This window comes from Neisseria shayeganii (genome assembly GCF_014054965.1).
Lineage (GTDB): Bacteria > Pseudomonadota > Gammaproteobacteria > Burkholderiales > Neisseriaceae > Eikenella > Eikenella shayeganii.
Map to the genome: position 1 here is coordinate 566,889 of NZ_CP059567.1, position 25,948 is coordinate 592,836.

Genomic DNA, 25,948 nt, shown 5'->3' on the forward strand with positions numbered 1-25,948 from the left:
GGAGAAATGCCATGTTTTGCCAAAGAAATAAAAAACCGATTCAGCTTACTCCGGAACAAATCCAGCAATTAATGCAATACGTTGATTTGGGAAATACCGCTGGCGGATGGAAATATTTAGCCGGATTGGGAGACCGTTATGCCGATGATGCCGCCGCAATTGTCGATCCCAATGGGGAACCAAAAGGAATGCACGCTTGGATGAAAAATGCAGTGGCACATGTTTGGGATCAGACCGTAGGAACAGATGTACGGAGAGAGAAGTTTAGTGATGTGGCACTTAGTCATTTTCGTAACTATGCAGAATATATTAAGGGAAATAATGGAAAAACTCCCGACACATACGAAATTGAAAAAAGCTATACTCGTGCTTTAGAAAACAACGGCGTTTCGAAAGAAGCCGCTATTGATTTACAAATCAATACCCTAGTTCACAACATCATAGACAAGGGCGGGATATGGGGCTTTGGTTTGGCTATGGATACCAACCGTATCAATATTGAAAATTATCTGATTATTGAAGGTAAATCAACCGGTGAGGCCGCCAGCCTACTGGCTTCTTCCTTGGCCCGAGGTTTAGGAGACAGTATTAATGAAAAAGGCGTAGGACGCTTTAAAGATGAATTACTTGACAGTCTTCGCGATATGGCTAGGCAATATGCTCAAGAACGATTTAGGAACTGGTTTTTGGATGACCCCTTACTATGCAACTCTTCCTTTGGTTGGTTAAATCCTTGGAATGAGCAAAACCGCTCCGGCCAATCCTACTCCTACGACCCCCTCGCCCTAGACCTCGACGGCGACGGCCTCGAAACCGTCGGCACCAACCGCTTTTCAGGTAGCCTGTTCGACCACAACCGAGACGGCATCCGCACCGCCACCGGCTGGGTGGCCGCCGATGACGGCTTTTTGGTCTACGACCGCAACGGCAACGGCATGATTGACAATGGCGGCGAACTGTTCGGCGACAACACCCTATTGGCCGACGGCAGCCGCGCCGCACACGGTTATGCGGCTTTGGCGGAGTTGGACGGCAACGGTGACGGCAAAGTAGATGCTGCCGACCAAGCTTTCTCTTCCCTGCGCGTTTGGCGCGATCTCAATCAAGACGGCATCAGCCAAAGCGGCGAATTGTTTGCCCTGGCCGATGTCGGCGTTCAGGCGCTAAATCTGGCGCACACCACACCGAATACCCATTTAGGCAACGGCAACTTTCTCGCCCAATCCGGCAGCTATACCAAAACCGACGGCACTACGGCGCAAATGGGCGATTTGGATTTGGCCGCCGATCTGCTCTTCAGCCGGCACAGCGAAACGGTTGAGTTGACCGACGAGCAGCGACAGGCGCCGAATCTGCAAGGCATGGGGCGTGTGCGCGATTTACGCGAGGCCGCTGCGCTTTCAGGTAGCCTGTCTGCCGTATTGGCGGCTTATGCCGCTGCCGAGACCAAGGCGGAGCAGATGGCGCAGCTGGATCAATTGATGGCGGCCTGGGCGCAGACCGACAGCCGCTACGGCAGCTATACCCCCACTTTAAGCCTGCCCACGGCTTTGCTGCCGGATTGGGGCGGCGGCGGTACGGGCAACCCGGACGAGGGCTGGGGCGATACCCGCCGCAACGGCGCGCCGGCTTTGGCGCTGACGCCTTCCCAAATCCAAGCCATCCGCGAGGGCAAGGTGGTGTTGTCCGAGCAGACGCTGAATGATTTTGATGCGCTCAAAGACAAAATCCGCATTTTGGATGCGTTTACCGGCCAGGATTCGCGCCGTCTGGCTTACGCCACTGAAGATCAGGCGAAAAACATTATTCAGGTAGCCCGCACCACTTACGACAGCCTGTCGGCCAATCTCTACCAAGGCCTGCTGTTCCAAACCCGTTTGCAGCCCTATCTGAACGCCATCGGCTTTACGCTGGAGAATAACGAATTCAAACTGGATTACAGCGGCGTCTCCGCCCTGTTTGAGCAAGTCCACACCGAAAATGCGCATAAGGCTTTTGTGGATTTGGGCGAATTTTTGGCGTATGGCAAAGCCAGCGATTGGGCGGTGGCCGGCAAGGCACTGATGGAACGCTTTATCGACGAAGCCAAGACTGCGGGGACACTGGCGGAATGGACGGACAGCCTGGGCAAAGATGCTGTGAACGCATTGAGCCGAACATCCGGCGGCGAGCGCAATGATGTGATGTGGGGCTTTAATTTCAATGGTCACGGCTCAGGCTACCTGAACGCCGGCCAAGGCGACGATTTGCTGATTTCCGGTAAGAGCAACGAATCCTTTACCGGTGGCGAAGGTTCGGATACTTATGTGTTTGCCAAAGGCTTCGGCCAAGACACGGTGTATAACTACGATGTCTCCGCCGGCCGCAAAGACACCATCCGCTTTACCGATACGGTGCAAAGCGACTTCCGCTTCAGCCGCAACAATAACGATTTGGTGATTGCCGCCAAAAAGGGCAATGACCGGGTAACCGTCAGCAGCTATTTCCATCAAGATGCCAGCAGCGGCCACCAGGTGGATGAAATCGTGTTCGCTGACGGCAGCAAACTGGATGTGGCAGCGGTCAAGGTGCTGGTACAGCAAGGCAGCGAAGGAAATGATGGGCTATATGCCTATGCCGGCGGCAGCACGCTGAACGGTTTGGCCGGTGATGACTGGCTGATCGGTTCCGCTGATGCCGATACCCTGGACGGCGGCGACGGCAATGATTACCTGTACGGCCGCAACGGCAATGATGTGCTGATCGGAGGTGCCGGCAATGACAATCTGTACGGTGAAGACGGTAACGACCGTTTGGAAGGCGGGGATGGTAATGACTCACTGTATGGCCATCATGGCAACGACACTTTAATCAGCGGGGCGGGCAATGATTCCTTTACCGGTGGTGAAGGTTCCGATACCTATGTCTTTGCCAAAGGCTTCGGCCAAGATACGGTATATAACTACGATGTCTCCGCCGGGCGCAAAGACACCATCCGCTTTACCGATGCGCTGCAGAGCGATTTCCGCTTCAGCCGCAACAATAACGATTTGGTGATTGCCGCCAAAGAAGGCAATGACCGGGTAACCGTCAGCAGCTATTTCCATCAAGATGCCAGCAGCGGCCACCAGGTGGATGAAATCGTGTTCGCTGACGGCAGCAAACTGGATGTGGCAGCGGTCAAGGTGCTGGTACAGCAAGGCAGCGAAGGAAATGATGGGCTATATGCCTATGCCGGCGGCAGCACGCTGAACGGTTTGGCCGGTGATGACTGGCTGATCGGTTCCGCTGATGCCGATACCCTGGACGGCGGCGACGGCGATGACAGGTTATATGGCAACGGCGGTAACGATGTGCTCACAGGCGGTTCAGGCCATGACTATCTATACGGTGGGGATGGGGATGACCGTTTGGATGGCGGGGAAGGATACAATTACCTGTATGCCGGTGATGGTGACGATACCTTAGTTAGCGGTACGGGCAATGATTCTCTTACCGGAGACAGTGGATCGGATACTTATGTGTTTGCCAAAGGCTTCGGCCAAGACACGGTGTATAACTACGATGTCTCCGCCGGCCGCAAAGACACCATCCGCTTTACCGATACGGTGCAAAGCGACTTCCGCTTCAGCCGCAACAATAACGATTTGGTGATTGCCGCCAAAAAGGGCAATGACCGGGTAACCATCAGCAGCTATTTCCATCAAGATGCCAGCAGCGGCCACCAGGTGGATGAGATTGTGTTCGCTGACGGCAGTAAGTTGAATGTAGAAGTCGTAAAGGCGTTGGTATCAAACGGCAGTGAAGGCAACGATAATCTTCAGGCTTTCAGCTACGGCAGCACTCTGCAAGGTTTTGCCGGTGACGATTATTTGTATGGCAACGACGGTAACGACCGTTTAGAGGGTGGCGAAGGTAATGATACGCTGTATGGCTATCGTGGCAACGATACCTTAATCGGCGGTGCGGGCAATGACTACCTGAACGGCAGCGAAGGTTCCGATACCTATGTCTTTGCCAAAGGCTTCGGCCAAGACATGGTGTATAACTACGATGTCTCCGCCGGCCGCAAAGACACCATCCGCTTTACCGATACGGTGCAAAGCGACTTCCGCTTCAGCCGCAACAATAACGATTTGGTGATTGCCGCCAAAAAGGGCAATGACCGGGTAACCATCAGCAGCTATTTCCATCAAGATGCCAGCAGCGGCCACCAGGTGGATGAGATTGTGTTCGCTGACGGCAGTAAGTTGAATGTAGAAGTCGTAAAGGCGTTGGTATCAAACGGCAGTGAAGGCAACGATAATCTTCAGGCTTTCAGCTACGGCAGCACTCTGCAAGGTTTTGCCGGTGACGATTATTTGTATGGCAACGACGGTAACGACCGTTTAGAGGGTGGCGAAGGTAATGATACGCTGTATGGCTATCGTGGCAACGATACCTTAATCGGCGGTGCGGGCAATGACTACCTGAACGGCAGCGAAGGTTCCGATACCTATGTCTTTGCCAAAGGCTTCGGCCAAGACACGGTGTATAACTACGATGTCTCCGCCGGCCGCAAAGACACCATCCGCTTTACCGATACGGTGCAAAGCGACTTCCGCTTCAGCCGCAACAATAACGATTTGGTGATTGCCGCCAAAAAGGGCAATGACCGGGTAACCATCAGCAGCTATTTCCATCAAGATGCCAGCAGCGGCCACCAGGTGGATGAGATTGTGTTCGCTGACGGCAGTAAGTTGAATGTAGAAGTCGTAAAGGCGTTGGTATCAAACGGCAGTGAAGGCAACGATAATCTTCAGGCTTTCAGCTACGGCAGCACTCTGCAAGGTTTTGCCGGTGACGATTATTTGTATGGCAACGACGGTAACGACCGTTTAGAGGGTGGCGAAGGTAATGATACGCTGTATGGCTATCGTGGCAACGATGCCTTAATCGGCGGTGCGGGCAATGACTACCTGAACGGTGGAGATGGCTCGGATACTTATGTGTTTGCCAAAGGTCATGGGCAGGACTCTGTCTATGAATATTCGGCCAATTCGGTTAATGATACTTTACGTATGGAAGGCATTAAATTGTCGGAAACCGAGTTCCGCAAATCCGGCAATGATTTAGTGCTGTCCGGTTATGGGGAAGGCGATGCCGTATATATCCGTTCCTTCTTCGGCGGCAGCCAGTATCAGGTGGAAAACCTGGTCTTTGCCGATGCCACCCTGCAACATACCGACCTGCTACGCGTGGCCGGCAATGCCAATGGTCTGATCAATGCAATGGCGGCCTTCGGCAACGGCAGCGGCGGTAGTGCGGCGGCTTCGTCGAATACACAACAGCCCCTTCAGTTGGCGCCCTCGGCATTGGCTTGAGGGAATTGAACTGGTTGTCGGCAGATAAAAAGGGCTACCTGAATCGTTTCAGGTAGCCCTTTTCCCGGTGGTTTGCCGCCATGTATCGGTTTGGCACTGCGCTTGGCTTTATTCGTTCTGCAAGCGGTACAGGTAGCGGTAGTAGCCGTCTGTTTTGGCCAGCAGTTCTTGGTGGGTGCCGGCTTCGACAATGCGGCCTTTGTCCATGGCGATGATGCGGTGGCAGTGGCGTACGGTGGAAAGGCGGTGGGCGATGATGAGTACGGTGCGGTTTTGGCAGATGGCCTGCATATTCTGCATGATGGCGCGTTCCGATTCGTAATCCAGTGCGCTGGTGGCTTCGTCAAAGATCAGGATGCGCGGATTGCCGACCAAAGCGCGGGCGATGGCGATGCGTTGGCGTTGTCCGCCGGAGAGGCCGGCGCCCTGCTCGCCGACTACGGTGTCGTAGCCTTCGGGCAGCTCCATAATAAAGTCGTGGGCGCCGGCCAGCCGGGCAGCGTGGATGATGCGTTCCAGGGGCATGCCGGGGTCGCTCAGGGCAATGTTGTCGCGTACGCTGCGGTTAAGCAGGACGTTTTCCTGCAACACCACGCCGACTTGGCGGCGCAGCCAGGCGGGGTCGGCCAGCGCCAGGTCGTTGCCGTCCACCAACACTCGGCCGCGCTCGGGCACATACAGCCGTTGCACCAGTTTGGTCAGGGTGGATTTGCCGGAGCCGGAGCGGCCGACAATGCCGAGCACTTCGCCGGCGCGGATGTGGAGGCTGAGGTCGCGCAGAATTTCAACGCCGTCCGGGCGGTAACGGAAAGAGACGCGCTCGAAATGAATGTCGCCGCGGATATCGGGCAAAGCCAGACGTGATTGCGGGTTTTCGGTGGGGGTGTTGAGGATGTCGCCCAAGCGGGCCACCGAGATGCCGACTTGCTGGAAATCCTGCCACAATTGGGCCAAACGGATCACCGGCGCCGCCACTTGCCCGGCCAGCATGTTGAAGGCAATCAACTGGCCGACAGTGAGCTGGCCGTCGATGACCAAGCGGGCGCCCAGCCACAAGGTCGCGACGGTGACCAGTTTCTGAATCAGCTGCACCCCCTGCTGGCCGATGGTGGCCAAACGGGTCACGCGGAACCCGGCCGAAACATAGGCCGCCAGTTGCTGATCCCAACGGCGGGTCATCTGCGGTTCGACCGCCATGGCTTTGACGGTGCCGACGGCGGTGACCGATTCCACCAAAAAAGACTGGTTGTCGGCATTGCGGGCGAATTTGTCGTTCAGCCGCGCCCGCAGTATCGGGCTGATGGCGGCGGACCAAACGGCATACAGCGGCAGGGAGGCCAATACAATCAGGGTCAGCCAGCCGCTGTAGTACCACATCACCAGGAGGAAGATAAAGGAGAAACACAGATCCAGCACCGAAGTCAGAGCCTGGCCGGTCAGGAAGGAGCGGATTTGCTCCAGCTCGCGGACGCGCGCCACCGTATCGCCCACCCGGCGGTTTTCAAAATAAGCCAGCGGCAGGGCCAGCAAATGGCGGAACAGCCGTGCGCCCAACTCCACATCAATGCGCGAGGTGGTGTGGGCAAAAATATAGGTGCGCAAACCGCCCAAGATTACTTCGAACAGGGTCACCACCAACAAGGCGACGGCAATCACATCCAGGGTGGAGAAGCCGCGGTGTACCAGCACCTTGTCCATCACCACCTGGAAAAACAGCGGCGTGACCAGGGCAAACAGCTGAATCACCACCGATACCGCCAATACCTCCAAAAGAATGCGGCGGTACTTGATGACCGCCGGAATGAACCAGGTGAAATCGAAGCGTGACAGCTGCCCCAGCACGGACGCCCGTGAAGCCACCAAAATCAGCTCGCCCGAATAACGCCCGGCAAAGTCTTCCCGCGACAAGACCTCCGGCCGCCCGGCCTGCGCATCCTGAATCAAAAAACGGTCTTCATCCACTTTTGCCAAGACGAAATGTCGGCCGTCCTCGCACCAAACCATGGCCGGCAGCGACAGCAGCGACAAGCGGTCGATGTGTTTGTGCGCCACCCGTTTGGCCTTCAGCCCCAATTCCTTGGCCGCCAACAACCACTCGGTTTGCGATAAATCCGTCCCGTCGGCGGAAAAGCGGTGCAGGATATCGGCCGGATTGGCGGCAATGCCGTGGTAATGGGCCAGCAGAATCAAGGCGGAGAGCGCGGAAGGCGGAGAAGAGGCGGTCATGGCGGCAACGGAAGAAGACAGATAAAAATAGGATGAAGACACAAAAAAACATGCGGCACGATAATACTGGCCGCTAACGGAATGTCAAGCAAACAGGAGCATAAAGCCGAACCAGTGTAAAAATTCGCTGAAATTAAGATACGAAAGGACTGTCTCCTGAGCTAGGCAACAGTCCTTCCGCGTCATTTATTTGTTACTTAGCTAGCTGGTTTTTTAAAGCCGCAATCAATTCATTGGCCATCGCCAACTCTCTAGCCTGCTGTTCCAGCAAATTGTCTTTATAAGACAGCTGGCTGGACAGATGCTCCATTTTCAACCGAAGCTGCTCAACTTCCATCATTACGGCTTGGCTCCCGCTGTAAAAATTGTGCCCTTGTTTCAAACTGCCTTCATTGATCAGGCAAATCATATTGTTGTCGGAATCAGGCATCAGATCAAACAACTGAATACCCAACGCCTCGGCGATGTCCTGCAGACGCTGCACGTTAGGTTGGCTCCTGCCCTGTTCAATCTTGGCATAGCCACTTAGAGAAAGATTCAGTTTTTCAGCCATTTCCTCCTGCGTCCATTTCTTCTGTTCGCGAAACATACGTATTTTTTCATGTGCTTGCATAGATGATGACTTTTACGGTGTGCAACTGTCGTTTGAGTTGCTGGTTAGAGAAGAACGGTACCCATAAACTACAGAAACTCTTGATGCCTGATTGTAAATAATCAAATTTTCTTTGTCCATGTGGATCTTAACTACCGATTCGGGATAGACGACTGCTGACTGACAGTCCAAATGAAGAAAGCAAAATACCGCTCAGGCAAAACATCTCAAGTTCCGATCAGTTTATCAGACAGCTAAACATACAGGCCACTTATGAAAGGCAAAGTCAAATGGTTCTCGGCAGACAAAGGCTACGGCTATCTGATCGACGAGGACGGAACCGAGCATTATTTCAATGTCCGCCACATCCGAGGCAGCGATTTGCCGAGAAACGGCGACGAGGTGGCATTCGAATCGGCACCGGGCAAACGCGGGCCGATTGCCAAGCAGGTTCAAATTACCGGCAGACCTCAGAAAACGCAGGACTCCAATGATGAACGGGTGGTGTGCAAAGGGTGCGGTAAAAAGATGGTTCCGAGATTTGTTTATCGGAGGGGGAGAGCCAGTTGGACGGCCCACCGCTCGTATATCAGCCACTCGGTATGCCCTTATTGCGCCACGACCTACCAATATTTAGATAAAGGCTGCTTTATCGCAACGGCGGTATACGGCGATGCTTATGCCGAAGAGGTGATTGCTCTGCGTCGTTTCCGTGATGAGACACTGCTGCGCCACCGGGCAGGTTCTTGGTTGGTGGCCTTGTACTACCGCCTGTCGCCTCCTCTTGCCGAACGGTTGAAACGGATGCCGGGAACGGCGGCGTGGATCAGGCGGCTGCTGGATCGTTTGGCTGCCCGTTATCAGTAGGAATTGTCGTACAGGTGCAAACAAGAGGAAAGGAGGATGGCGGAGAAGGAGTGGTCGCGACATCGGCAATCTGTCACAGCTTGATGGTGGCGACAATTAAAGAAGAATTGGCTATTTCGGCCAAGGACGAACCCAAACAACAGGAGATTTTGACAATGAGATTGAAACTAGGTGCAACCACCCTTTGTGCCTGCTTATTGGCCTGCAGCCTGCCGGCGACAGCGGCACCGGCTGCCGAGGCGGTTTTGGCTCAAGCGGCCGCGGCGGTGGAACAGGGGGATTACCGGCAGGCAGAACAGCTGTTGACACCTCTGGCCGCCGGTAATGCGGAAGTACAGGCCCGCTTGGGCGAGCTGTATTACCGCAGCGGCGACATGGACCAAGCCCGCCAATGGTTCGAGCGGGCGGCCCGAAGCGGTCATCCGGTGGCCCAATACAATATCGGGATGTTTCACAAGCAGGGGATTGCCGGTCGGCAAAACGCACGCCAAGCAAGGTTGTGGTTCGAGCGTTCTGCCGCACAGGGATATGCGCCGGCACAAAACTCCCTGGGTGTGATGTATCAGACAGGGGAAGGCGGTTTGCGTCGGAACAGGCAGCGGGCACTGGCGCTCTACCGGCAATCGGCCGCCCAAGGTTACGGCATCGCACAGGAAAACCTCGAGCAGTTGATGCGGCAGTCTTTTTAAAAACCGGCGACTTTCAGGTAGCCGTCATTTCTATAATAGGAGGAATATTTATGATCATCAAACATCCGTTACTGGCATTCGCCGTACTGGGCTGTGGCTTGTCCCTACCCGCATCGGCTTCCCCCAAAGCGCCGGTGCCGCAAACGGAACAACGGCAAACCGCGACCCAAGACAACCAGTTTCCTCCGCGGCCGGCCAAGGTTAACGGGCGCGTGTCCTGCAATACGCGTTGCATCAATAGCCAATGTTGGCGCACTTATGACAACGGACGGAAAGTGCGTTTTCAGGCCAGACAGAAAATCAATCCGTTCTCCAACCAATTCGAGTGGGATGCTGGTCCCTGCTGAACGCAACCGGACAATCTTCTCATCTTCAATCTGCCAAGAAAGTGATGAATATGCTGAAACCCTGGATACTCGCCGCCGCCTTATTCGGCAGCGTCTCTCTCGCTTATGCCGGGCCGCGCTTGGCCCACGACAGCCATCAAGCCAGACAAACTGCCGTCAAACAGGTGATGGCGGTTTACGGACAGAACGGTATGGCGGGTTTGGAGGATTTGGTACGCCGTTGTTACCGCCAAACGGCGGCCAGAAACCACCTGAAATGCGTCCATCTGGATTTGGCTTCTAGCCTTCTGGACAGCCAAATGGCCCGACTGATCGGTCAGCAGGCCGACATCCCGCCCGAACAGTTGGTGCGCCCTTATTTCAATCTGGAACAGGCCAGCCAACGGATCGGGCCGGTATTCGACCGCTTCGGTTATACCGATAACGGCGAGTTTCAGGCGGTTTTTGGCCGCATTTTTGTTGATATTCAAAACATTATGGCTCAGCAATAAGCCAGTTCTGTACTTCGATAAGGAGGGCATCATGCAATACGGCAGCATCCGTCTAGCCGCCGCCTTACTGGCGCTCAGTTTCTGTATCACTGCCCAGGCCGACCTGACACCTCAACAAAGAATGGCATTTTCAGAAGCAATCCGACAAAAAGACCATTCCGCAGCTATCGATATGCTGCATCCCTTAGCCGAGAGAGGCGATCGAGAAGCACAAAATAATCTTGGTGTGATGTATATGGAAAAAGACCTCCAGCAAGCTGCCGAATGGTTTCGAAAGGCGGCTAGACAAGGATATATCCATGCACAGTCTAATCTCGGCATGATGTATCACAGTGGTCAAGGAGTGGATCAAGATTTCAGCAAAGCGGCTTATTGGTTTCGCAAGGCTGCCGAACAGGGACACGGCTTTGCACAAAGCCGTCTCGGCACCATGTATCTCAAAGGTCAGGGAATGCCACAAAATGACCGTCAGGCCGCAATATGGATTCATCGGGCCGCACAGCAAGGATATGCAGAAGCACAATACAATCTCGGCATACTATACCGGCAAGGATTGGGGGTGAGCCGAGATCTTCGTCAAGCCGAAACTTGGTTTCGAAAAGCCGCAGAACAAGGCAACTCTGATGCCATCCGGGCTTTGCAGCGATTGGGGCAATGATGAACTACCTCGGGCTACCTGAAAGTTTTCGGGCAGCCTGAATGAAAATAGCTTCCGATTTCTCTCCATATCCATAGTTAACAATCCAAGAGTGTTCATTCTTGCTCAGCCAAATTCTGCAAGATCCACACATCCACTCTCGAAAGAATCTCATTATGCAATGTTTCAAGTTCCGCTTCGCCTCCGCTCTGCTGGCACTCAGTTTCTGCTCTGCCGCACAGGCCGACTTTACCCCACAACAAATAACACAGTTATTAGAAGCCAACCAACGTAGCGATCATGCTACCGCCCTCCGTATCATCCGCCCATTGGCCGAACGCGGTGACCGGGCAGCGCAATACGAGCTCGGAGTAATGTATTACGAAGGGAAAGGAGTCAGGCAGAGTGCCCGCCATGCTCTCAACTGGTTTCATAAAGCAGCGCAACAAGGGCATGCCAAAGCACAATTCAATCTTGGTGTGATGTATGTGCAAGGACAAAGGGGAATAACCCAAGATTACCGTCAAGCAGTTTACTGGGCCCGTAAATCAGCTCAGCAAGGAGATCCCGATGGGCAACATCTGCTCGGAGTAATTTATTATGAAGGAAGAGGTATACCATCGAATAAGCGCCATGCCGCAACTTGGTTTCTCAAATCAGCACAGCAGGGGCATGCCATGTCGCAATACAATATTGGTTTGATGTATGCAAAAGGCCTAGGTATGGCAAGAGATCTGCATCAAGCAGAATTATGGATTCGCAAGGCAGCGGAACAAGGGAATCAAAATGCGGTTCGAGCTTTGCAGGAATTACAAGGATACTAAATAGCTTTCACCACTTTGGAGGCATCTGGGCTACCTGAAACTTGTAGGCAGTCTTAGGGGCTGTTGGCAATACGCGTTGTGGCTGTCTTTTGACTTCGCAAGTCCGCTGCGCTACCCGATTAAAAAGCCACGGCTGGCTGGTTGGAAATGCTTACAAGGTACCCAATCTCGCCTCTCTTTGGCATACATGGTTTTTAACACGAAAAACCGCTTCACCAACCAAACCGCTGCGCTGTCAACAGCCCCCAGTTCTGACATATCTTCGCACCATTACATCGCGATCGTGCCAAGCTTACGGTGCAGATTACTCTCTCCCCTGGGGCACAGCTCCGGAAGTACATATGGATGGTACAAACCATCTATGGCTGATTGAGGTAGCAAGGCAAACCTTCTTGCTGCTGCCTAGTCATACTGCCCATCTTCACGCAGCGACAATTGCTTGGTCATTGCAAATGAAAAAAGGCAAATGAAAAAAGCCGATGAACAAATCACCGGCTTTTTTCAATGGTACACAAAGTGGTACATATTTTTTCTATAACCTTTAATTATCTAATAAAATTAAATAATTAAAATCAAATGTGGCGGAGTAAGAGGGATTCGAACCCTCGATGCAGGTTTTAGCCCACATGCACCCTTAGCAGGGGTGTGCCTTCAGCCTCTCAGCCATTACTCCGGCTTTCTAAAGCGTGAACTATACCGAAAGCAATTTTCAAGGTCAAGCTTTTTTCTGAGGCGGGAGCGCATGAAACGGGAGGTTTTTATTTCAGCGATGAATTTATTCTCGTTCCGGCGGAGGCCGCATTTCATGCTCTGGCTTTTCCGAGTATAATCGCCAAGTTTTGGCGGCAGACAACAGTTTGCCGAACATGATCTCGATTATGGAGTGCGAAGCATGAGCGCAATTATTGATATTTTCGCCCGCGAAATCCTGGACTCTCGCGGCAACCCTACTGTGGAATGTGATGTTTTGCTGGAATCCGGCGTCATGGGCCGGGCCGCGGTGCCCAGCGGCGCTTCTACCGGCGAAAAAGAAGCCTTGGAGCTGCGCGACGGCGACAGTGGCCGCTATTTAGGCAAGGGGGTTTTACAGGCGGTAGAAAATGTGAATAACGAAATTGCACAAGCCTTAATCGGTATTGATGCTTCCGAGCAAAGCCATATCGACCAAGTAATGATGGATCTCGACGGAACCGACAACAAAGGCCGTTTGGGCGCCAACGCCATGCTGGCCGTTTCCATGGCTGTGGCCCGCGCCGCTGCCGAAGATGCCGGCCTGCCGCTCTACCGCTATTTGGGTGGCGCCGGCTCGATGGCGATGCCGGTGCCGATGATGAACGTGATCAACGGCGGCGCTCATGCCAACAACAGCCTTGATATTCAAGAGTTCATGATCATGCCGGTGGGTGCCGAAAGTTTCCGTGACGCCCTGCGTTGCGGTGCGGAAATTTTCCACCACCTGAAAAAACTGTGCGACACCAAAGGCTATTCCACCACCGTAGGCGATGAAGGCGGTTTTGCACCCAATCTGGCCAGCCACGAAGACGCCATTAAATTGATTCTGGAAGCCGTGGCGGCCGCTGGTTATGTGGCGGGTAGCGACGTGGTGCTGGCTCTGGACTGCGCTTCCAGCGAATTCTACCAAGACGGCAAATACCACCTGAGCGCAGAAGGTTTGGCTCTCAGCAGCGCCGAATTTGCCGATTATTTGGCCAAACTGGTGAACGACTATCCCATCATCTCCATCGAAGACGGCATGAGCGAGCATGACTGGGAAGGCTGGAAACTGCTGACCGAACGATTGGGCGGCAAGGTGCAGCTGGTGGGCGACGATTTGTTTGTCACCAATCCCGCCATCTTAGCCGAAGGCATTGAGCAGGGTCTGGCCAATGCCCTGTTGGTCAAAGTGAATCAAATCGGCACGCTGAGCGAAACCCTGAAAGCCGTGGATTTGGCCAAGCGCCACCGCTATACCAGTGTGATGAGCCACCGCTCCGGCGAAACAGAAGACAGCACCATTGCCGATTTGGCTGTCGCCACCAATTGTATGCAGATCAAAACCGGCTCCCTCAGCCGCTCTGACCGAATGGCCAAATACAATCAGCTTTTACGCATCGAAGAAGAGTTGGGCGAGGCCGCTTGGTATCCCGGCAAAAAAGCGTTTTATCAGCTGGGTTAAACCGTTTTAGGAATACGGTATGAAATGGGTAACGCTGGTTTTACTGGCCGCCTTGCTTTGGCTGCAACAAGGTTTATGGCTGTCTAAAGGCGGTTGGCGCGATATGTGGCGCTTAGAAGCAGAAGTGGAAGCCCAAAGCCTTGCCAACGACGCATTGGTGGTTCGCAACCAAGCTTTGGCTGCCGAAGTGGAAGATTTACGCAACGGTCAAGACGCCATTGCCGAAATCGCCAGAACCGATCTAGGCTATGTGCAAAGCGGCGAAACCTTCTACCGCATCTTGCCGGCAGAGACCGCAGCAGAATAAAACGGCTGATTTTCAGGTAGCCTGTGGCATATAGGCTACCTGAAAACTTTTTATCGCCCCCAAATACTTGCCCGACCGCATTTTATCTAGCCGTCTCCGGCTTCCAGTCCAATCCTACAACGTCGATTTCATGCTGTTTATCGGGCTTTGTTTCCACTATCTTGGATATTCAAAAAAATATTTCGGATATTATTTTCTCATTGAATCATTATTTTATTATCCATAAAAATAGGGACCCAATATCCATAAACCATCAATAAAAACACAATAATCATGAGCAGCGCCACCACCCAATTGATCATGGCAAATAGATACCAATTGATATAACGAATGTTCTCTTTGGGTTTTTTATGGGGCATCAGCTTGTGTTTTATGCTGGTCATCAAGGAATCTATGACAATCAAAAGCACCATGGCAAACAAAGCCAACAAACCCAGTATATCGAGAATGGGCCCAAAAGAAAGAACACGAAAAAAAGCATAAACCATGGCTTCGGGCATCATTGCAAAAGCCACATAAGTAGCCATTCCCGCAACAACAAACAGCCCCCTCATCAATTTTTGAATAGGGTTTTGTGCTGTCGTTAGTTTGGGGGTAGCGTAGCCGAATGGCATTTTTCCTTTCAAGCTCAGCCAAGCCCACAGCCCACCCATCATCAGCGCCGCCATCCCCAAGAGCACGCGTTCGGCTGAAATGCCTATGTCCTCTTTATCAACCAGAATGACCAAGCCAAGCCAAATAAACTGCAACACAAAAACGCTAGGTATGGTGATGATCAGAAGGCGGAAGATTTCTCTCGGTTTATTTGAAGGTGAAGTATTAAGATTTTTATTCATCATCGTTCATATTAGATCTAAAATGCCGGTGATTTCTCAAATCAGTGACTGAAATTATCAAAAACAATAGCACATAAAAGTATTTCGCCTGGATTTACTAAAATTTTTTATTTTCCCCACTTTAATTCTTTTTCAAGCAATCAAATTACTTATGCCGCAACAAGACAAACTCGGTTCCGGCTGGATGGTGATTGCCGCCGCTGTTTTCGCCCTAATGGGCGCGCTGGTCAAAAAAGCCGGCAGCGATTTCGGCTTCGGTTTCAACGAGCTGGTTTTCTGGCGCACCGCCTTCGGCCTGGTGGTATTGGGCGGTTTGGCGCTGTTGCGGCGTCAAGATTTTCGTACGCCCCATTGGCATGCCCACCTCAGCCGCGGCGTGGCCGGCACCCTTGGCCTGATGCTGTTTTTCTATGCCATCGCCCACCTGCCTTTGGCCACGGCCGTTACCTTAAACTACACCTCTTCCTTGTTTCTCGCGCTGCTTTCCTTTCTGTTGCTGAAAGAAAAAATCGCGCCCAATATGCTGGCCGGCCTGTTTCTGGGCTTTGTCGGCATCGTGATCTTACTGCGACCTACCTTCGCCGCCGGTCAGGAGTGGGCCGGCTTAGTCGGTCTGTCTGCCGGTTTGGCCGCCGGTTGGGCCTATCTGCAGGTGCGCGAACTTTCTCTGTTGGGCGAACCCGGCTGGCGGGTGGTGTTTTATTTCTGTCTGGTCGCCACCGTACTCTCCGGTGCGCTGGCCACTTGGGAAGGCTGGCATCCCATCAGCTCAGATGCCCTGCCTTATTTGCTCGGCATCGGCATCACCGCTACCGTGGCCCAGCTTTGCCTCACCCGCGCCTATCAGGTGGGTCGAAAGTTTACCGTTGCGTCATTGTCTTACTTAACCGTGGTGTTTTCCACCTTGCTCGGGGTCTGGTGGCTCGGCGACCAAATAGGCTGGCAGGAAATCGCCGGTATGGCCGTGATCATCGCCGCCGGCATCATCGGCAGTCTGGTAAAAAAAACCTCCTGAAGCAACCGTTTTTGCGCCAAGTCAATATCCGGCCGCAGCGCAATTGAGCCGGCGCTTTAAAAACGCTATATTGTCCACACCCATTCTCGGGCTACCTGAAACCTTTTGCACACAGGAGGCTTTATGATTTCGATCCGCGAACAGCACTACGGCCTGAACGTCGCCCTCTACAATGAGTTTTCTTTGGAGGATTTCCGCGCCTTCGAACAAGCCGTCCTGGATTGCTTGCACCGGGTACACCGCCCCGACATCTTGCTGGATTTGTCTATGCTCAAAGACTTCACCATCGACATGGCGTGGGAGCAGCTGCGTTTCATGAGCAGCCACGAAAACGACTTCGGCCGTATTGCCATTGTGGTGGACGATATTTGGATCCGTTTGGCCGCCCACATCTCCGGCCTGCTCACCCGCCAACACCCCAAATATTTCGACGATGCCGCCGCCGCCCAAAGCTGGCTGCTCTCCGATGGCGATGATGCGGCCTGATTCATCCATACCTCTGCAGGTCATGCTGCTGCACGGCCTGCATATGCACGCCTGGGCCATGCTGCCCACCGCCCGCCGCCTGCAAGTGCACGGCATCCAGTGCCGCCGTTTCGGTTATTACAGCGTTGTCCACACCCTGAAGCAGCACACCGCCCGGCTGGCCGATGCAGTGCAAGCCTATTACCGCCGCCACAGCGAGCCGCTGCATTTCGTCTGCCACAGCATGGGCGGCATCGTGCTGCGCCGTTTCGCTGCCGACTATCCAGAGCTGATCCGCGGTCGTTGCGTCACCTTGGCCACCCCGCACTTGGGCAGCACGGCCGCCGACCGTTTGCACCGCTACGCCCGTCCGCTCATCGGCCATGCCTACCATCATGCACTTGACGGCGATGTGCCGCCGTGGCCGGCACAGTTTGATTTGGGTTGTATCGCCGGCAACCGCCATCTCGGTCTCGGTTTGGCCGTGGGCCTCTATCGCGGCGGCGACGGAACCGTGCTGTTGGCAGAAACCCGGCCCGAAAACTGCCGCGACTATCTCGTGCTGCCCGTCAGCCACAGCGGTATTTTGGCCGATCAAACCGCCGCCATGCAGACCGCTCATTTTTTGCGTCACGGCCATTTTCTACATGCGGAGCAAAAGGTTTAGCCGTTTGCCCGCTTCATTGTGGCGCACTTCCCGTGAATCCGGCAGCTAATGGTGGGACTAAACAGCTAGAGCAACTTCGACTAAAAACGTTACATAATAGGTTTTTTCTGGCAGCCGGAGCATGAGATGCGCGCCTATTCGCAAGACCTGCGAGATCGAGTACTGGGAGCGCTGGAGCGCGGAGAGCGCCCCAGCGCCATTGCCCGTCGTTATGAAGTCAGCCGCATGTGGGTATATCGGGTGCGTGATCGCTTCGAAAAAGAAGGCGAGCGCAGCAGCAGGCAGCAAGGCGGCAAGCGCATCTCCCGACTGGCGCCAGTAGAGGGCATGATCCGCGACTGGATCAAGGCCGATCCCGATCTGACCTTGGTGCAAATGTGCGAGCGTTTGGGCGAGCATGGCATCAGCATCAAACCCTCGGCCTTGTGGCACCAGCTCAACAAATGGCGGCTGAGCTTCAAAAAAAACGCTGCACGCCAGCGAGCAGGAACGTGAAGACGTGCAGCAGGCACGGGCGAGCTGGATACAGCAGCAGGCCCGGCTCGATGCCAGGCGCCTGGTATTTCTGGACGAGACCTGGAGCAGCACCTGCATGACGCCGCTGCGCGGGCGCGCCCCGCGCGGTCAACGCTGCGTGGCCAGCGCCCCGCATGGGCACTGGAAGACCAGCACCTTCATTGCCGCCTTGCGCTGTGATGCACTGACGGCCCCCATGGTGACCGATGGCCCCATCAATGGCGCCGTGTTTCTGGCGTGGGTCAAAACCTTTCGGTGCCCGACACTTCGCCCTAGCGACATCGTCATTGCCGACAACCTCTCCAGCCACAAAGTGGCGGGCGTGCGAGAAGCCATCGAAGGCGTGGGCGCCAGCATTCGCTATCTGCCGCCGTACTCGCCGGATTTGAACCCCATCGAGAAGCTGTTTGCCAAGTTCAAGGCGCTGCTGCGCAGGGCGGGCGAGCGCACGGTGGGTGCGCTGTGGCAGCGCATGGGGCAGCTGGTTGATCTGTTCTCGGCTCAAGAGTGTGCCAATTACTTCAAATCAGCTGGGTATGTAATGAATTAAATCGAAATTGCTCTAGGGTCTGCTGACAGCTCAGCAGTGTGGCTTAATGTGGCGTTTTTTAAGGAAAAAAATTGACGCCTGAGGGCTAAAAGTCACAGTTAAGATTGGACACACCTTGCATGCATTTTGCCAAAGTAAACAGACGTTTTTACCGACAATACCGCCATTAGGCGAATGGTCAACAGCCCCTGGATCCCTGCTCATTCCCGGCACAACTTGTCTTTGAAAAACTCGATGAAGCGCAGGGCTTTGGCCGGCAGCAGCTTGGTCTCGCTGAGGGCGTAAATCGGCAGGCGGGCGCCTCGCCATTCGGGCAGCAAGATGCGCAGTTCGCCGCTGGCCACTTCGTGGGCAGCCATGATTTCGGGCAGCATGATGATGCCTAAACCTTGGGTGGCGAGGTGGCGGCTGAAACTGAGGTCGTTGGCGGTGAAGCGGCTCTGTATCGGCACTTTCACTTCTTTACTGCCGCGGGTGAGCGTCCATTCTTTTTGGCGGGCGGTGCGAGGAAAGCATTGGTGACGGGCCAGCGACTCCGGGTTCTCCGGCGTGCCGTATTTTTTCAGGTAGCCCGGCGCGGCATAGAGCCGGCAGCACAGCGTGGCTAAGGGGTAGGCAATCAGCAGCGAGTCAGCCGGCTGTCCTACCCGGATGGCGAGATCAACCGGCTCGCCGACCAAGTCGACATGGCGGTCGGACAGGTCGAAATCAAAGCCGATGTGCGGGTAGCGCTCGGCAAACTCGGGCAAAAACGGAGCAATCAGAAAACGGGCCACATCGGAGGCCACCGACAGGCGCAATGTGCCGGCCGGCTGCGCCACCATCTCGCTAAGGGCCAAGTGGGCGGCGGCGGCTTCTTCGACGATGTAGCGGCAGCGCTCGTAATAAATGGCGCCCGCTTCGGTGAGCTCCACCTTGCGCGTGGTGCGGTTGAGCAGGCGCAGGCCGATGTTTTTTTCCAAAGCGCTGACCCGGCGCGACACGGTGGAGCCGGGTAAGCCCAGCTTTTGCGCCGCGCCGCGGAAACCTTTGGCCTTCACCACTTCCACAAACAAAGCCATATCGTCCAATAAACCCATTATTGTTCCATTATTGCATCAAATATTTGCATTTTACCCTATTTATTAAAAAAAAAGATTAATCGTATAATCCGTCCACTGCCTCACCACTCGGGGCCCAAAACACACACATCATCAGGAGCACACCATGCAAACCGTTTACCATGCAGCCGATACCCGAGGCCTGGCCAATCACGGCTGGCTCAAAAGCCGCCATACCTTCAGCTTTGCCGATTATTACAACCCGCAGCGGATGCACTTTGGCGTGCTGCGCGTGATCAACGACGACCAAGTGGCTGGCGGCGGCGGCTTCGGCACCCATCCGCACAACAATATGGAAATCATCTCCATCCCCTTGAGCGGCGATCTGGCCCACAAAGACAGCATGGGCAACGGCAGCATCATCCGCAACGGCGATATTCAAGTGATGTCTGCCGGCACCGGCGTCACCCACAGCGAAATGAACGCCAATGCCGACGAGGCGGTGAAATTCCTGCAAATCTGGGTGTTCCCCAATCAGCGCGATGTCGCCCCCCGCTACCAGCAAATCACCCTTGCCGAGCAAGCCAAACCCAACGATTTCCAGCAGGTGCTGTCGCCCAATCCCGAAGACGACGGCGTGTGGATCCACCAAGATGCTTGGTTTTCGCTGGCCAAATTCGATCAAGGCACCCGCAAAACCTATACCGTGAAAAAAGCCGGCAACGGCGTGTATGTTTTCGTGATCAAAGGCGAAGCCCGCGTCGGCGGACACCTCCTGCACGAGCGCGACGGCTTGGGGCTGTGGGACACCGACGCCTTTGAAGTGGAGGCCTTGGGCGATGCCGAAATCTTATTGATGGACGTGCCGATGGCATTGTCTTGATGCCCTCGTTCGGTTCGTCACCATCCGCAGGCTACCTGAAAAGAGACGGATGTTCAGGTAGCCTCAAACCCCGTCAGGAGCCGCCATGAGCCCGCAAACCGTACTTGATTTTTGGTTCAACGATGCCAACCAGCCCTTTTGGTTTGCCAAAAGCGATGCGTTTGACGCACAAATCCGCAGCCGCTTTTACGATGTTTGGCAACAAGCGGTGTATTCGGAACTGGACGGCTGGCGTGACACCCTAACCGGACGGCTGGCCGAAATCATTGTGCTCGACCAGTTTTCGCGCAATCTCCACCGCAACAGCCCCTTGGCGTTTGCCCAAGACAATATGGCGGTGGCTTTGGCGCAGGAGGCGGTGCGGCAACCGGGTTTTGCCGATATGGTGCCTGCCGAGCGCCATTTTATGCTGATGCCGCTGATGCACAGCGAAAGCCGTGCCATTCATGCCCAGGCGGAGAAACTGTTTGCCCGCTACACCACACCGTATGCGCTGGATTTTGAAATCAAGCATAAAGTGATCATCGACCGCTTCGGCCGCTACCCGCACCGCAATGAGGTGCTGGGGCGTGAAAGCACGGCCGAAGAGCGGGCGTTTTTACAAGAGCCGGGCTCCTCGTTTTAGGGCGGCTGCCGTTTTACACCAACCAGGCTGCGGCCAACGCAAACTTTGCCGTTCAAGACGCCGCCGGCCGGCTGATAATGACCTCCGGCTGCTGAAAAAGCACCCCTCACCAATCACCCCAAGGAAAAACCATGTCCCGCGATTACGTTGTGATCAACAATACCGAACAAAACCGCTTTGAAATCCATGAAGAAGGCCACATCGCTTTTGAGAATTATGAATTGTTCGAAGGCGGCATCGCCTACACGCGCACCGAAGTGCCGCCCGAATTGGGCGGGCGCGGCATCGCTTCTTTTCTGGTCAAATACGTACTCGACGACGCGGTGGCCAAAGGCTTGAAAGTGAAGCCGGTTTGCCCTTTGGTGAAAGCCTATATCGACAAACACCCCGAATACCAAGCCCACTCGGTATGACACGGCGGCGCCTAAAAGCGTTTTGAGCCATCTGTTTTTCAGGTAGCCTGAGGCCTTTGTAAAACCTCCAGATGTGGATGCAGTTCAAGGCGTAGCAGCGCAGCGAGTGCAGACATATCATATAGATAGGCAAGCGAGCGAGCAGCGCACAACGCAGAAATGCGCCGCAGATGGGGGTTTTGCAAAGGTCTCAGCCTCTGTTTTCCCCACTTCATCCGTCATCACGCATAAAGGACATTCCATGACCCACATTGCCCTGGTTGTCGGCAGTCTCAGCCAAAACTCCATCAACCGCGCCGTGGCCGCGCACATCGTCGCCCAAGCCCCGGCCGGCGTACACGTAGAAGAAGTGCACATCGGCGACCTGCCGCTGTACACCCAAGACCGCGATAGCCAAAGCATGCCCGAATACGAGCGCGTACGCGCCCAACTGCGCGCGGCTGACGCGGTGCTGATCGTCAGCCCCGAGCACAACCGCAGCATGCCGGCTGCCGTGAAAAACCTGATCGACATCGGCTCGCGCCCCTTCGGGCACAGCGTGTGGAACGGCAAAAAAGTGGCGGTTGCCACCGCATCGCCGGGCAGCTACGGCGGCATCAACAGCGGCCTGCATTTGCGTCAAAGCCTGCAATCTTTGGGTGCCGAGGTGCTGATTGCGCCGGAGGTGTTTTTGAGCCGCGCCAATGCCGCACTGGACAAGGGGCAGGTGAGCGACGAGCGCACCGCCGCATTTTTAAACAAATTTGCCGCTGCTTTTTATGCTTGGGCGGCCGAGTAAGCAGGCTACCTGAAACTTTTCCAAGCGTGCGTATGCCCAGCCGTTCACCCTCCGCGGCGGCGCGCAAGTCCCCCGCACGGTTGGCAAACGGCTCTGGCGGCAATCCACAATATTGAATAGCCATTTTTCATGAGTAGGTATCGATGGCAGCAGCAGGTGCGGGCGAACTGATTAAAGTGGTCGCTTTATTGGGTTCGGCGGTGATTGCCGTGCCTTTGTTCAAAAGGCTGGGTTTGGGCTCGGTGCTGGGTTATCTGGCCGCGGGTCTGGCCATTGGCCCCTTTGGTTTGAAATGGTTTGACGACCCGCAGGCGATTATTCATGTGGCCGAACTGGGCGTGGTGATGTTTTTGTTTGTCATCGGCCTGGAAATGAAGCCTTCGCATCTGTGGGGTTTGCGCCGGCAGATTTTCGGCTTGGGCAGCATGCAGGTGGTGCTGGCCGCGGTGGTGTTGAGCCTGGCCGGCATGGCCTTCGGTTTTCCTTGGCAGGTGGCGTGGGTGAGCGCATCCGGTTTTGTGCTCACTTCCACGGCGATTGTGATGCAGGTTTTGGGTGAACGTCATGCGCTGGCCAGCCCCGCCGGGCAGCGCATGGTGTCGATTTTGCTGTTTGAAGACTTGTTGATCGTGCCTTTGCTGGCGATGGTGGCTTTTCTGGCGCCAACCAGCGCCGAGCACATCGCCACCGCCGGCGAGGCCGGTGCTTCGCTGTGGACCAGCATCGGCATGGCCTTGCTGTCGGTGGCCGCCTTGGTGGCCGCCGGCTTGTGGCTGCTCAATCCTTTATTCCGCATTTTGGCCAAATCCAAAGCCCGCGAGGTGATGACGGCGGCGGCGCTGCTGGTGGTTTTGGGGTCAGCCCTACTGATGGAGGTGGGCGGTTTGTCGATGGCCATGGGGGCGTTTCTGGCCGGCGTGCTGCTGTCGGAATCGTCTTTCCGACATCAGCTCGAAGCGGATATCGAGCCTTTCCGCGGCCTGCTGCTCGGCCTGTTTTTCCTCGGCGTGGGCATGGCTTTGGATTTGAAGGTGGTGGCGCAAAACTGGCCGTTGATTCTTTCGGGGGTGGCGGTGTTGATGGTGCTGAAAGCCGCCGTCATCTACCTGGTGGCGCGGCTGGCGAAAAGCAGCCACGCCGAGGCGCTGGAACGCGCGGTGATGATGGCGCAGGGCGGTGAGTTTGCTTTTGTGCTGTTTTCCGCCGCCGCTGCGCAGGGCGTGATCAACGCCACCGTGCATGCCAATATGACCGCCATTGTGGTGTTGTCGATGGCCATTACCCCGCTGATGCTGATTCTGCACCAACGCTTTGCCCGCGGCAGCGGCGTGTCGCTTGACGGCGTGGACAGCGTGGAAAACGGTGAAAACCAATTGCGCGGCAATGTGTTGGTTATCGGTTTCGGCCGCGTCGGCCAAATCGCCAGCCAAGCGCCGATTGCCTACGGCGCAGACATTTCGATTATCGATAACAATCCCGACGTGATCCGCGAAGCCGGCGGTTACGGTTTTAAGGTGTATTATGGCGACGGTTCGCGAGAAGACGTGCTCCACGCCGCCGGGGCGCATCATGCCGATTGTATTTTGGTGTGCGTGGACGATGCCGCCGCCGCCACCCTTATTGCGGCCGTTGCCAAACACCGCTGTCCGGCTGCCAAAGTGATTGTTCGCGCCCGCGACCGCCGTCACGCGCTCGAGTTGGTGAAAGCCGAAGCCGACTTCTTGGTACGCGAAACCTTCGATGCCGCCGTCAGCATGGGCAGCGAGGCCGTGAAAGCGCTGGGGGCGGATGAGGCCGAAGCCGATGCCATCCGTAGCCGAGTGCGCCGCGCCGATGCCGAGCGCTTTGCTTTGGAAGTGGCGGGGGACGAATTTGCCGGCCGTGCCTTATTGCTGAAAAATACGCCGCCGACGCACTGAATCGCCGACAAGCGCCAACCCGCCCACCTCTTTTTTGCGAGCTGCCCACACCGGTTTGCCGCAGGGTCTGGCGCAGTAAAACCGCTGCCGCACGGAAAGAGCACGCTCTTTCCCGACCGACAGATGCACGGTTGCCGCGCCTGCCCAGCCGCCGGCCGGACTGTGGGCAGTTCTGACCACCGCCGTTTGCCAACGGCACCATCCAACGGAGACCCATCATGAAGAAAACCTTGTTTGCCCTGACCCTGGCCGCCGTCGCTGCCACCGCCGTGGCCGCCGATTACCGCATCGACCCGCACCACACCAATGCCCGTTTCGCCATTGACCACTTCGGCACCAGCACCAATGTCGGCGGCTTTTACGGTCTGACCGGCGCAATGAAGTTCGATCCCGCCCGCCGCACCGGCAGCATCGACATCACCATTCCGGTGGCCAAACTGCAAAGCAGCTCGCCCGAATTCACCAACCACCTGAAATCGGCCGACTTATTCCACGCCGAACGTCACCCCGAAATGCGTTTTGTTTCCACCCGTTTTAACTTCGCCGGCAACAAAGTGCACTCGGTGGAAGGCCGCCTCACCCTGCTGGGCAAAACCCATCCGGTTACCTTGCGCGCCGAGAAATTCAACTGCTACGACAACCCCATCCTCAAGGCCCGGGTGTGCGGCGGCGACTTCTCCGCCACCATCGACCGCACCCTGTGGGGCATGAACTACCTGCTGGAAGCCGGTATTCCCAAAAACGTGCGTCTGGACATCCAAATCGAAGCGGCCAAACAATAAGCCCCTTAGCCGGCCGGTTGCCTGAACCCGCTTTCAGGTAGCCGGCCGTCCCAATACCGACTCGCAACCCCGCAAAGGAAACCCGATGAAACTCTATTACGCCCCCGGCACCTGTGCCTTGGCCTGCTGGATCGCTCTCGAATGGGCCGGCGCCGATTATGAAGCTGTGCGTGCCGATTACGCCTCCGAAGAATACAAACGCATCAACCCCCTGGCCGCGGTGCCCGCGCTCGACATCGGCGGCCCGCGTGCCTTAACCCAAGCACCCGCCATCTTGAAATACATCGTCGGCCTGCACCCCGAGGCTGGCATCGGCGGCAACGAAGGCCTGGTGAACGAATTCGAGATGAACGAAACCCTCTCCTTCCTCGCCAGCGACCTGCACCCCGCCTTTTGGCCGCTGTTTTTCCCGCAGCGCTACACCACCGACGAGAGCGAAGCCGCGCTGCAAAAAGTGAAAGAGGCCGCCTTCGCCCGCATCGACCGCGCCATGCAGCATCTCGACAAACTGATCGCCGCCGGCAACGGCTACGTTTACCAAGGCAAACGCAGCGTGGCCGACGCTTACGCCTTCGTGATGGCGCGTTGGACCGAATACACGCCGAAATCTTGGCGCGAATACCCGAATGTTGCCGGTCTGATGCAGCGTATGGAGCAGGACCCGGCGGTACAGAAAGTGATGGCCGCCCAGCAGGGCTGAGGCAAATCATCTTGAGACCTTTGCAAAACCCCCAGATGTGGATGCAGTTCAAGGCGTAGCAGCGCAGTGAGTGCAGACATATCATATAGATAGGCAAGCGAACGAGCAGCGCACAACGCAGAAATGCGCCGCAGATGGGGGTTTTGCAAAGGTCTCATCCTGATATTGCCCTGCGAATAAACCAAAGGCTACCTGAAAGCCAGCTGCGCGAGTATCTGCGTAGCTAAAACTTTTCAGGTAGCCTTTCAGCATGTTGCCGGC

25 protein-coding genes, 1 tRNA gene and 1 pseudogene are annotated in these 25,948 nt (G+C 55.4%); 20 read left to right on the top strand and 7 right to left on the bottom strand.

Going from position 1 to position 25,948, the window contains the following annotated elements; all coding sequences use genetic code 11:
- Positions 1-11: 11 nt before the first annotated feature.
- Positions 12-5,342, top strand: a complete 5,331-nt coding sequence (locus tag H3L94_RS12305; RefSeq protein WP_425325924.1) for a calcium-binding protein — start codon at positions 12-14, stop codon at positions 5,340-5,342.
- 108 nt (positions 5,343-5,450) lie between these two features.
- On the opposite strand, the gene H3L94_RS02710 is transcribed toward H3L94_RS12305, so the two are convergent.
- Positions 5,451-7,568 carry a type I secretion system permease/ATPase gene (locus H3L94_RS02710; RefSeq protein WP_182123082.1) on the bottom strand — a complete coding sequence of 706 codons (2,118 nt, stop codon included), beginning with the start codon at positions 7,566-7,568 and terminating at the stop codon, positions 5,451-5,453.
- Positions 7,569-7,761: 193 nt separating this feature from the next.
- Positions 7,762-8,181, bottom strand: coding sequence for a helix-turn-helix domain-containing protein (locus H3L94_RS02715; protein ID WP_182122560.1), 420 nt, complete (start codon positions 8,179-8,181; stop codon positions 7,762-7,764).
- A 252-nt stretch (positions 8,182-8,433) separates the two neighbouring features.
- Here H3L94_RS02715 and H3L94_RS02720 point away from each other — a divergent pair, with 252 nt between their 5' ends.
- The 6 genes from H3L94_RS02720 to H3L94_RS02745 all read left to right on the top strand — a co-directional run bounded on the left by H3L94_RS02720 (position 8,434) and on the right by H3L94_RS02745 (position 12,015).
- A complete protein-coding gene (locus H3L94_RS02720; protein WP_182122561.1) occupies positions 8,434-9,027 on the top strand; it encodes a cold-shock protein in 594 nt (197 codons plus the stop codon).
- Positions 9,028-9,182: 155 nt separating this feature from the next.
- Positions 9,183-9,716, top strand: coding sequence for a tetratricopeptide repeat protein (locus H3L94_RS02725; RefSeq protein WP_182122562.1), 534 nt, complete (start codon positions 9,183-9,185; stop codon positions 9,714-9,716).
- A gap of 50 nt (positions 9,717-9,766) precedes the next feature.
- Entirely contained in the window at positions 9,767-10,063 is a 297-nt protein-coding gene (locus H3L94_RS02730) for a hypothetical protein (protein WP_182122563.1), read from the top strand.
- A 44-nt stretch (positions 10,064-10,107) separates the two neighbouring features.
- A complete protein-coding gene (locus H3L94_RS02735) occupies positions 10,108-10,554 on the top strand; it encodes a hypothetical protein (RefSeq protein WP_182122564.1) in 447 nt (148 codons plus the stop codon).
- A 31-nt stretch (positions 10,555-10,585) separates the two neighbouring features.
- Complete coding sequence (locus tag H3L94_RS02740) at positions 10,586-11,212, top strand: tetratricopeptide repeat protein (protein ID WP_182122565.1); 627 nt, start codon at positions 10,586-10,588, stop codon at positions 11,210-11,212.
- 155 nt (positions 11,213-11,367) lie between these two features.
- Positions 11,368-12,015, top strand: coding sequence for a tetratricopeptide repeat protein (locus tag H3L94_RS02745; RefSeq protein ID WP_182122566.1), 648 nt, complete (start codon positions 11,368-11,370; stop codon positions 12,013-12,015).
- Positions 12,016-12,594: 579 nt separating this feature from the next.
- Here the strand turns inward: H3L94_RS02745 and H3L94_RS02750 are convergent.
- Positions 12,595-12,688, bottom strand: a tRNA-Ser gene (locus H3L94_RS02750).
- Positions 12,689-12,907: 219 nt separating this feature from the next.
- Between H3L94_RS02750 and eno the strand changes: the two genes are divergently transcribed.
- Both eno and ftsB read left to right on the top strand, forming a co-directional pair.
- Positions 12,908-14,191: a phosphopyruvate hydratase gene (gene eno / locus H3L94_RS02755; RefSeq protein WP_182122567.1), complete on the top strand. Its 1,284-nt coding sequence runs from the start codon at positions 12,908-12,910 to the stop codon at positions 14,189-14,191.
- Between the two features lie 19 nt (positions 14,192-14,210).
- Positions 14,211-14,498 carry a cell division protein FtsB gene (gene ftsB / locus H3L94_RS02760; protein WP_182122568.1) on the top strand — a complete coding sequence of 96 codons (288 nt, stop codon included), beginning with the start codon at positions 14,211-14,213 and terminating at the stop codon, positions 14,496-14,498.
- Positions 14,499-14,695: 197 nt separating this feature from the next.
- On the opposite strand, the gene H3L94_RS02765 is transcribed toward ftsB, so the two are convergent.
- The gene (locus H3L94_RS02765; RefSeq protein WP_244958819.1) at positions 14,696-15,334 is read right to left on the bottom strand and encodes a hypothetical protein; all 639 of its coding nucleotides are present in this window, start codon (positions 15,332-15,334) and stop codon (positions 14,696-14,698) included.
- A 151-nt stretch (positions 15,335-15,485) separates the two neighbouring features.
- Between H3L94_RS02765 and H3L94_RS02770 the strand changes: the two genes are divergently transcribed.
- From H3L94_RS02770 to H3L94_RS12945, 4 genes are all read left to right on the top strand, one after another.
- On the top strand, positions 15,486-16,349 hold the full coding sequence (locus tag H3L94_RS02770; RefSeq protein ID WP_182122570.1) for a DMT family transporter: 864 nt from the start codon (positions 15,486-15,488) through the stop codon (positions 16,347-16,349).
- 123 nt (positions 16,350-16,472) lie between these two features.
- Positions 16,473-16,835: a SpoIIAA family protein gene (locus H3L94_RS02775; protein WP_009119626.1), complete on the top strand. Its 363-nt coding sequence runs from the start codon at positions 16,473-16,475 to the stop codon at positions 16,833-16,835.
- Positions 16,836-16,857: 22 nt separating this feature from the next.
- On the top strand, positions 16,858-17,481 hold the full coding sequence (locus H3L94_RS02780) for an esterase/lipase family protein (protein WP_182122571.1): 624 nt from the start codon (positions 16,858-16,860) through the stop codon (positions 17,479-17,481).
- 126 nt (positions 17,482-17,607) lie between these two features.
- A protein-coding gene (locus H3L94_RS12945; protein WP_182122572.1) for an IS630 family transposase occupies positions 17,608-18,547 on the top strand; the annotation gives its coding sequence in 2 pieces (ribosomal slippage) (positions 17,608-17,940 and positions 17,942-18,547; 939 coding nt in all).
- A 200-nt stretch (positions 18,548-18,747) separates the two neighbouring features.
- Here H3L94_RS12945 and H3L94_RS02790 read toward each other — a convergent pair.
- Positions 18,748-19,626, bottom strand: coding sequence for a LysR family transcriptional regulator (locus tag H3L94_RS02790; RefSeq protein WP_182122573.1), 879 nt, complete (start codon positions 19,624-19,626; stop codon positions 18,748-18,750).
- Positions 19,627-19,753: 127 nt separating this feature from the next.
- On the opposite strand from H3L94_RS02790, the gene H3L94_RS02795 reads away from it, so the two are divergent.
- The 3 genes from H3L94_RS02795 (at position 19,754) to H3L94_RS02805 (ending at position 21,508) form a co-directional block, all read left to right on the top strand.
- Complete coding sequence (locus H3L94_RS02795; RefSeq protein WP_009119623.1) at positions 19,754-20,470, top strand: pirin family protein; 717 nt, start codon at positions 19,754-19,756, stop codon at positions 20,468-20,470.
- An 85-nt stretch (positions 20,471-20,555) separates the two neighbouring features.
- Positions 20,556-21,095: a DUF924 family protein gene (locus H3L94_RS02800; RefSeq protein WP_182122574.1), complete on the top strand. Its 540-nt coding sequence runs from the start codon at positions 20,556-20,558 to the stop codon at positions 21,093-21,095.
- Positions 21,096-21,226: 131 nt separating this feature from the next.
- Positions 21,227-21,508: a GNAT family N-acetyltransferase gene (locus tag H3L94_RS02805; RefSeq protein WP_009119621.1), complete on the top strand. Its 282-nt coding sequence runs from the start codon at positions 21,227-21,229 to the stop codon at positions 21,506-21,508.
- 38 nt (positions 21,509-21,546) lie between these two features.
- Here H3L94_RS02805 and H3L94_RS12310 read toward each other — a convergent pair whose 3' ends face one another.
- Positions 21,547-21,693, bottom strand: a complete 147-nt coding sequence (locus H3L94_RS12310; RefSeq protein WP_342355421.1) for a lipoprotein signal peptidase — start codon at positions 21,691-21,693, stop codon at positions 21,547-21,549.
- Positions 21,694-21,749: 56 nt separating this feature from the next.
- Here H3L94_RS12310 and H3L94_RS02810 point away from each other — a divergent pair, with 56 nt between their 5' ends.
- The 4 genes from H3L94_RS02810 to H3L94_RS02825 all read left to right on the top strand — a co-directional run bounded on the left by H3L94_RS02810 (position 21,750) and on the right by H3L94_RS02825 (position 25,687).
- Entirely contained in the window at positions 21,750-22,286 is a 537-nt protein-coding gene (locus H3L94_RS02810; protein WP_182122575.1) for an NADPH-dependent FMN reductase, read from the top strand.
- Between the two features lie 143 nt (positions 22,287-22,429).
- Positions 22,430-24,205: a monovalent cation:proton antiporter-2 (CPA2) family protein gene (locus tag H3L94_RS02815; RefSeq protein WP_182122576.1), complete on the top strand. Its 1,776-nt coding sequence runs from the start codon at positions 22,430-22,432 to the stop codon at positions 24,203-24,205.
- A 218-nt stretch (positions 24,206-24,423) separates the two neighbouring features.
- On the top strand, positions 24,424-24,987 hold the full coding sequence (locus H3L94_RS02820; RefSeq protein ID WP_182122577.1) for a YceI family protein: 564 nt from the start codon (positions 24,424-24,426) through the stop codon (positions 24,985-24,987).
- An 85-nt stretch (positions 24,988-25,072) separates the two neighbouring features.
- Positions 25,073-25,687: a glutathione S-transferase family protein gene (locus H3L94_RS02825; RefSeq protein ID WP_182122578.1), complete on the top strand. Its 615-nt coding sequence runs from the start codon at positions 25,073-25,075 to the stop codon at positions 25,685-25,687.
- A gap of 11 nt (positions 25,688-25,698) precedes the next feature.
- Here the strand turns inward: H3L94_RS02825 and H3L94_RS12835 are convergent.
- Positions 25,699-25,845: pseudogene (locus H3L94_RS12835) on the bottom strand (lipoprotein signal peptidase); the annotation flags it as partial.
- Positions 25,846-25,948: the final 103 nt, after the last annotated feature.

Bases quoted from the DNA above. Each gene is read 5' to 3' on its own strand.
- H3L94_RS02725 (WP_182122562.1), top strand. From the start codon at position 9,183: ATGAGATTGAAACTAGGTGCAACCACCCTTTGTGCCTGCTTATTGGCC.
- H3L94_RS02795 (WP_009119623.1), top strand. From the start codon at position 19,754: ATGCAAACCGTTTACCATGCAGCCGATACCCGAGGCCTGGCCAATCAC.
- H3L94_RS02815 (WP_182122576.1), top strand. From the start codon at position 22,430: ATGGCAGCAGCAGGTGCGGGCGAACTGATTAAAGTGGTCGCTTTATTG.
- H3L94_RS02805 (WP_009119621.1), top strand. From the start codon at position 21,227: ATGTCCCGCGATTACGTTGTGATCAACAATACCGAACAAAACCGCTTT.
- H3L94_RS02730 (WP_182122563.1), top strand. From the start codon at position 9,767: ATGATCATCAAACATCCGTTACTGGCATTCGCCGTACTGGGCTGTGGC.
- H3L94_RS02765 (WP_244958819.1), bottom strand. From the start codon at position 15,334: ATGAATAAAAATCTTAATACTTCACCTTCAAATAAACCGAGAGAAATC.
- H3L94_RS02745 (WP_182122566.1), top strand. From the start codon at position 11,368: ATGCAATGTTTCAAGTTCCGCTTCGCCTCCGCTCTGCTGGCACTCAGT.
- H3L94_RS02770 (WP_182122570.1), top strand. From the start codon at position 15,486: ATGCCGCAACAAGACAAACTCGGTTCCGGCTGGATGGTGATTGCCGCC.
- H3L94_RS02715 (WP_182122560.1), bottom strand. From the start codon at position 8,181: ATGCAAGCACATGAAAAAATACGTATGTTTCGCGAACAGAAGAAATGG.
- H3L94_RS02740 (WP_182122565.1), top strand. From the start codon at position 10,586: ATGCAATACGGCAGCATCCGTCTAGCCGCCGCCTTACTGGCGCTCAGT.
- H3L94_RS02820 (WP_182122577.1), top strand. From the start codon at position 24,424: ATGAAGAAAACCTTGTTTGCCCTGACCCTGGCCGCCGTCGCTGCCACC.
- H3L94_RS12305 (WP_425325924.1), top strand. From the start codon at position 12: ATGTTTTGCCAAAGAAATAAAAAACCGATTCAGCTTACTCCGGAACAA.
- eno (WP_182122567.1), top strand. From the start codon at position 12,908: ATGAGCGCAATTATTGATATTTTCGCCCGCGAAATCCTGGACTCTCGC.
- H3L94_RS02790 (WP_182122573.1), bottom strand. From the start codon at position 19,626: ATGGGTTTATTGGACGATATGGCTTTGTTTGTGGAAGTGGTGAAGGCC.
- H3L94_RS02810 (WP_182122575.1), top strand. From the start codon at position 21,750: ATGACCCACATTGCCCTGGTTGTCGGCAGTCTCAGCCAAAACTCCATC.
- H3L94_RS02720 (WP_182122561.1), top strand. From the start codon at position 8,434: ATGAAAGGCAAAGTCAAATGGTTCTCGGCAGACAAAGGCTACGGCTAT.
- H3L94_RS02780 (WP_182122571.1), top strand. From the start codon at position 16,858: ATGCTGCTGCACGGCCTGCATATGCACGCCTGGGCCATGCTGCCCACC.
- H3L94_RS02800 (WP_182122574.1), top strand. From the start codon at position 20,556: ATGAGCCCGCAAACCGTACTTGATTTTTGGTTCAACGATGCCAACCAG.
- H3L94_RS02710 (WP_182123082.1), bottom strand. From the start codon at position 7,568: ATGACCGCCTCTTCTCCGCCTTCCGCGCTCTCCGCCTTGATTCTGCTG.
- H3L94_RS02825 (WP_182122578.1), top strand. From the start codon at position 25,073: ATGAAACTCTATTACGCCCCCGGCACCTGTGCCTTGGCCTGCTGGATC.
- ftsB (WP_182122568.1), top strand. From the start codon at position 14,211: ATGAAATGGGTAACGCTGGTTTTACTGGCCGCCTTGCTTTGGCTGCAA.
- H3L94_RS02735 (WP_182122564.1), top strand. From the start codon at position 10,108: ATGAATATGCTGAAACCCTGGATACTCGCCGCCGCCTTATTCGGCAGC.
- H3L94_RS02775 (WP_009119626.1), top strand. From the start codon at position 16,473: ATGATTTCGATCCGCGAACAGCACTACGGCCTGAACGTCGCCCTCTAC.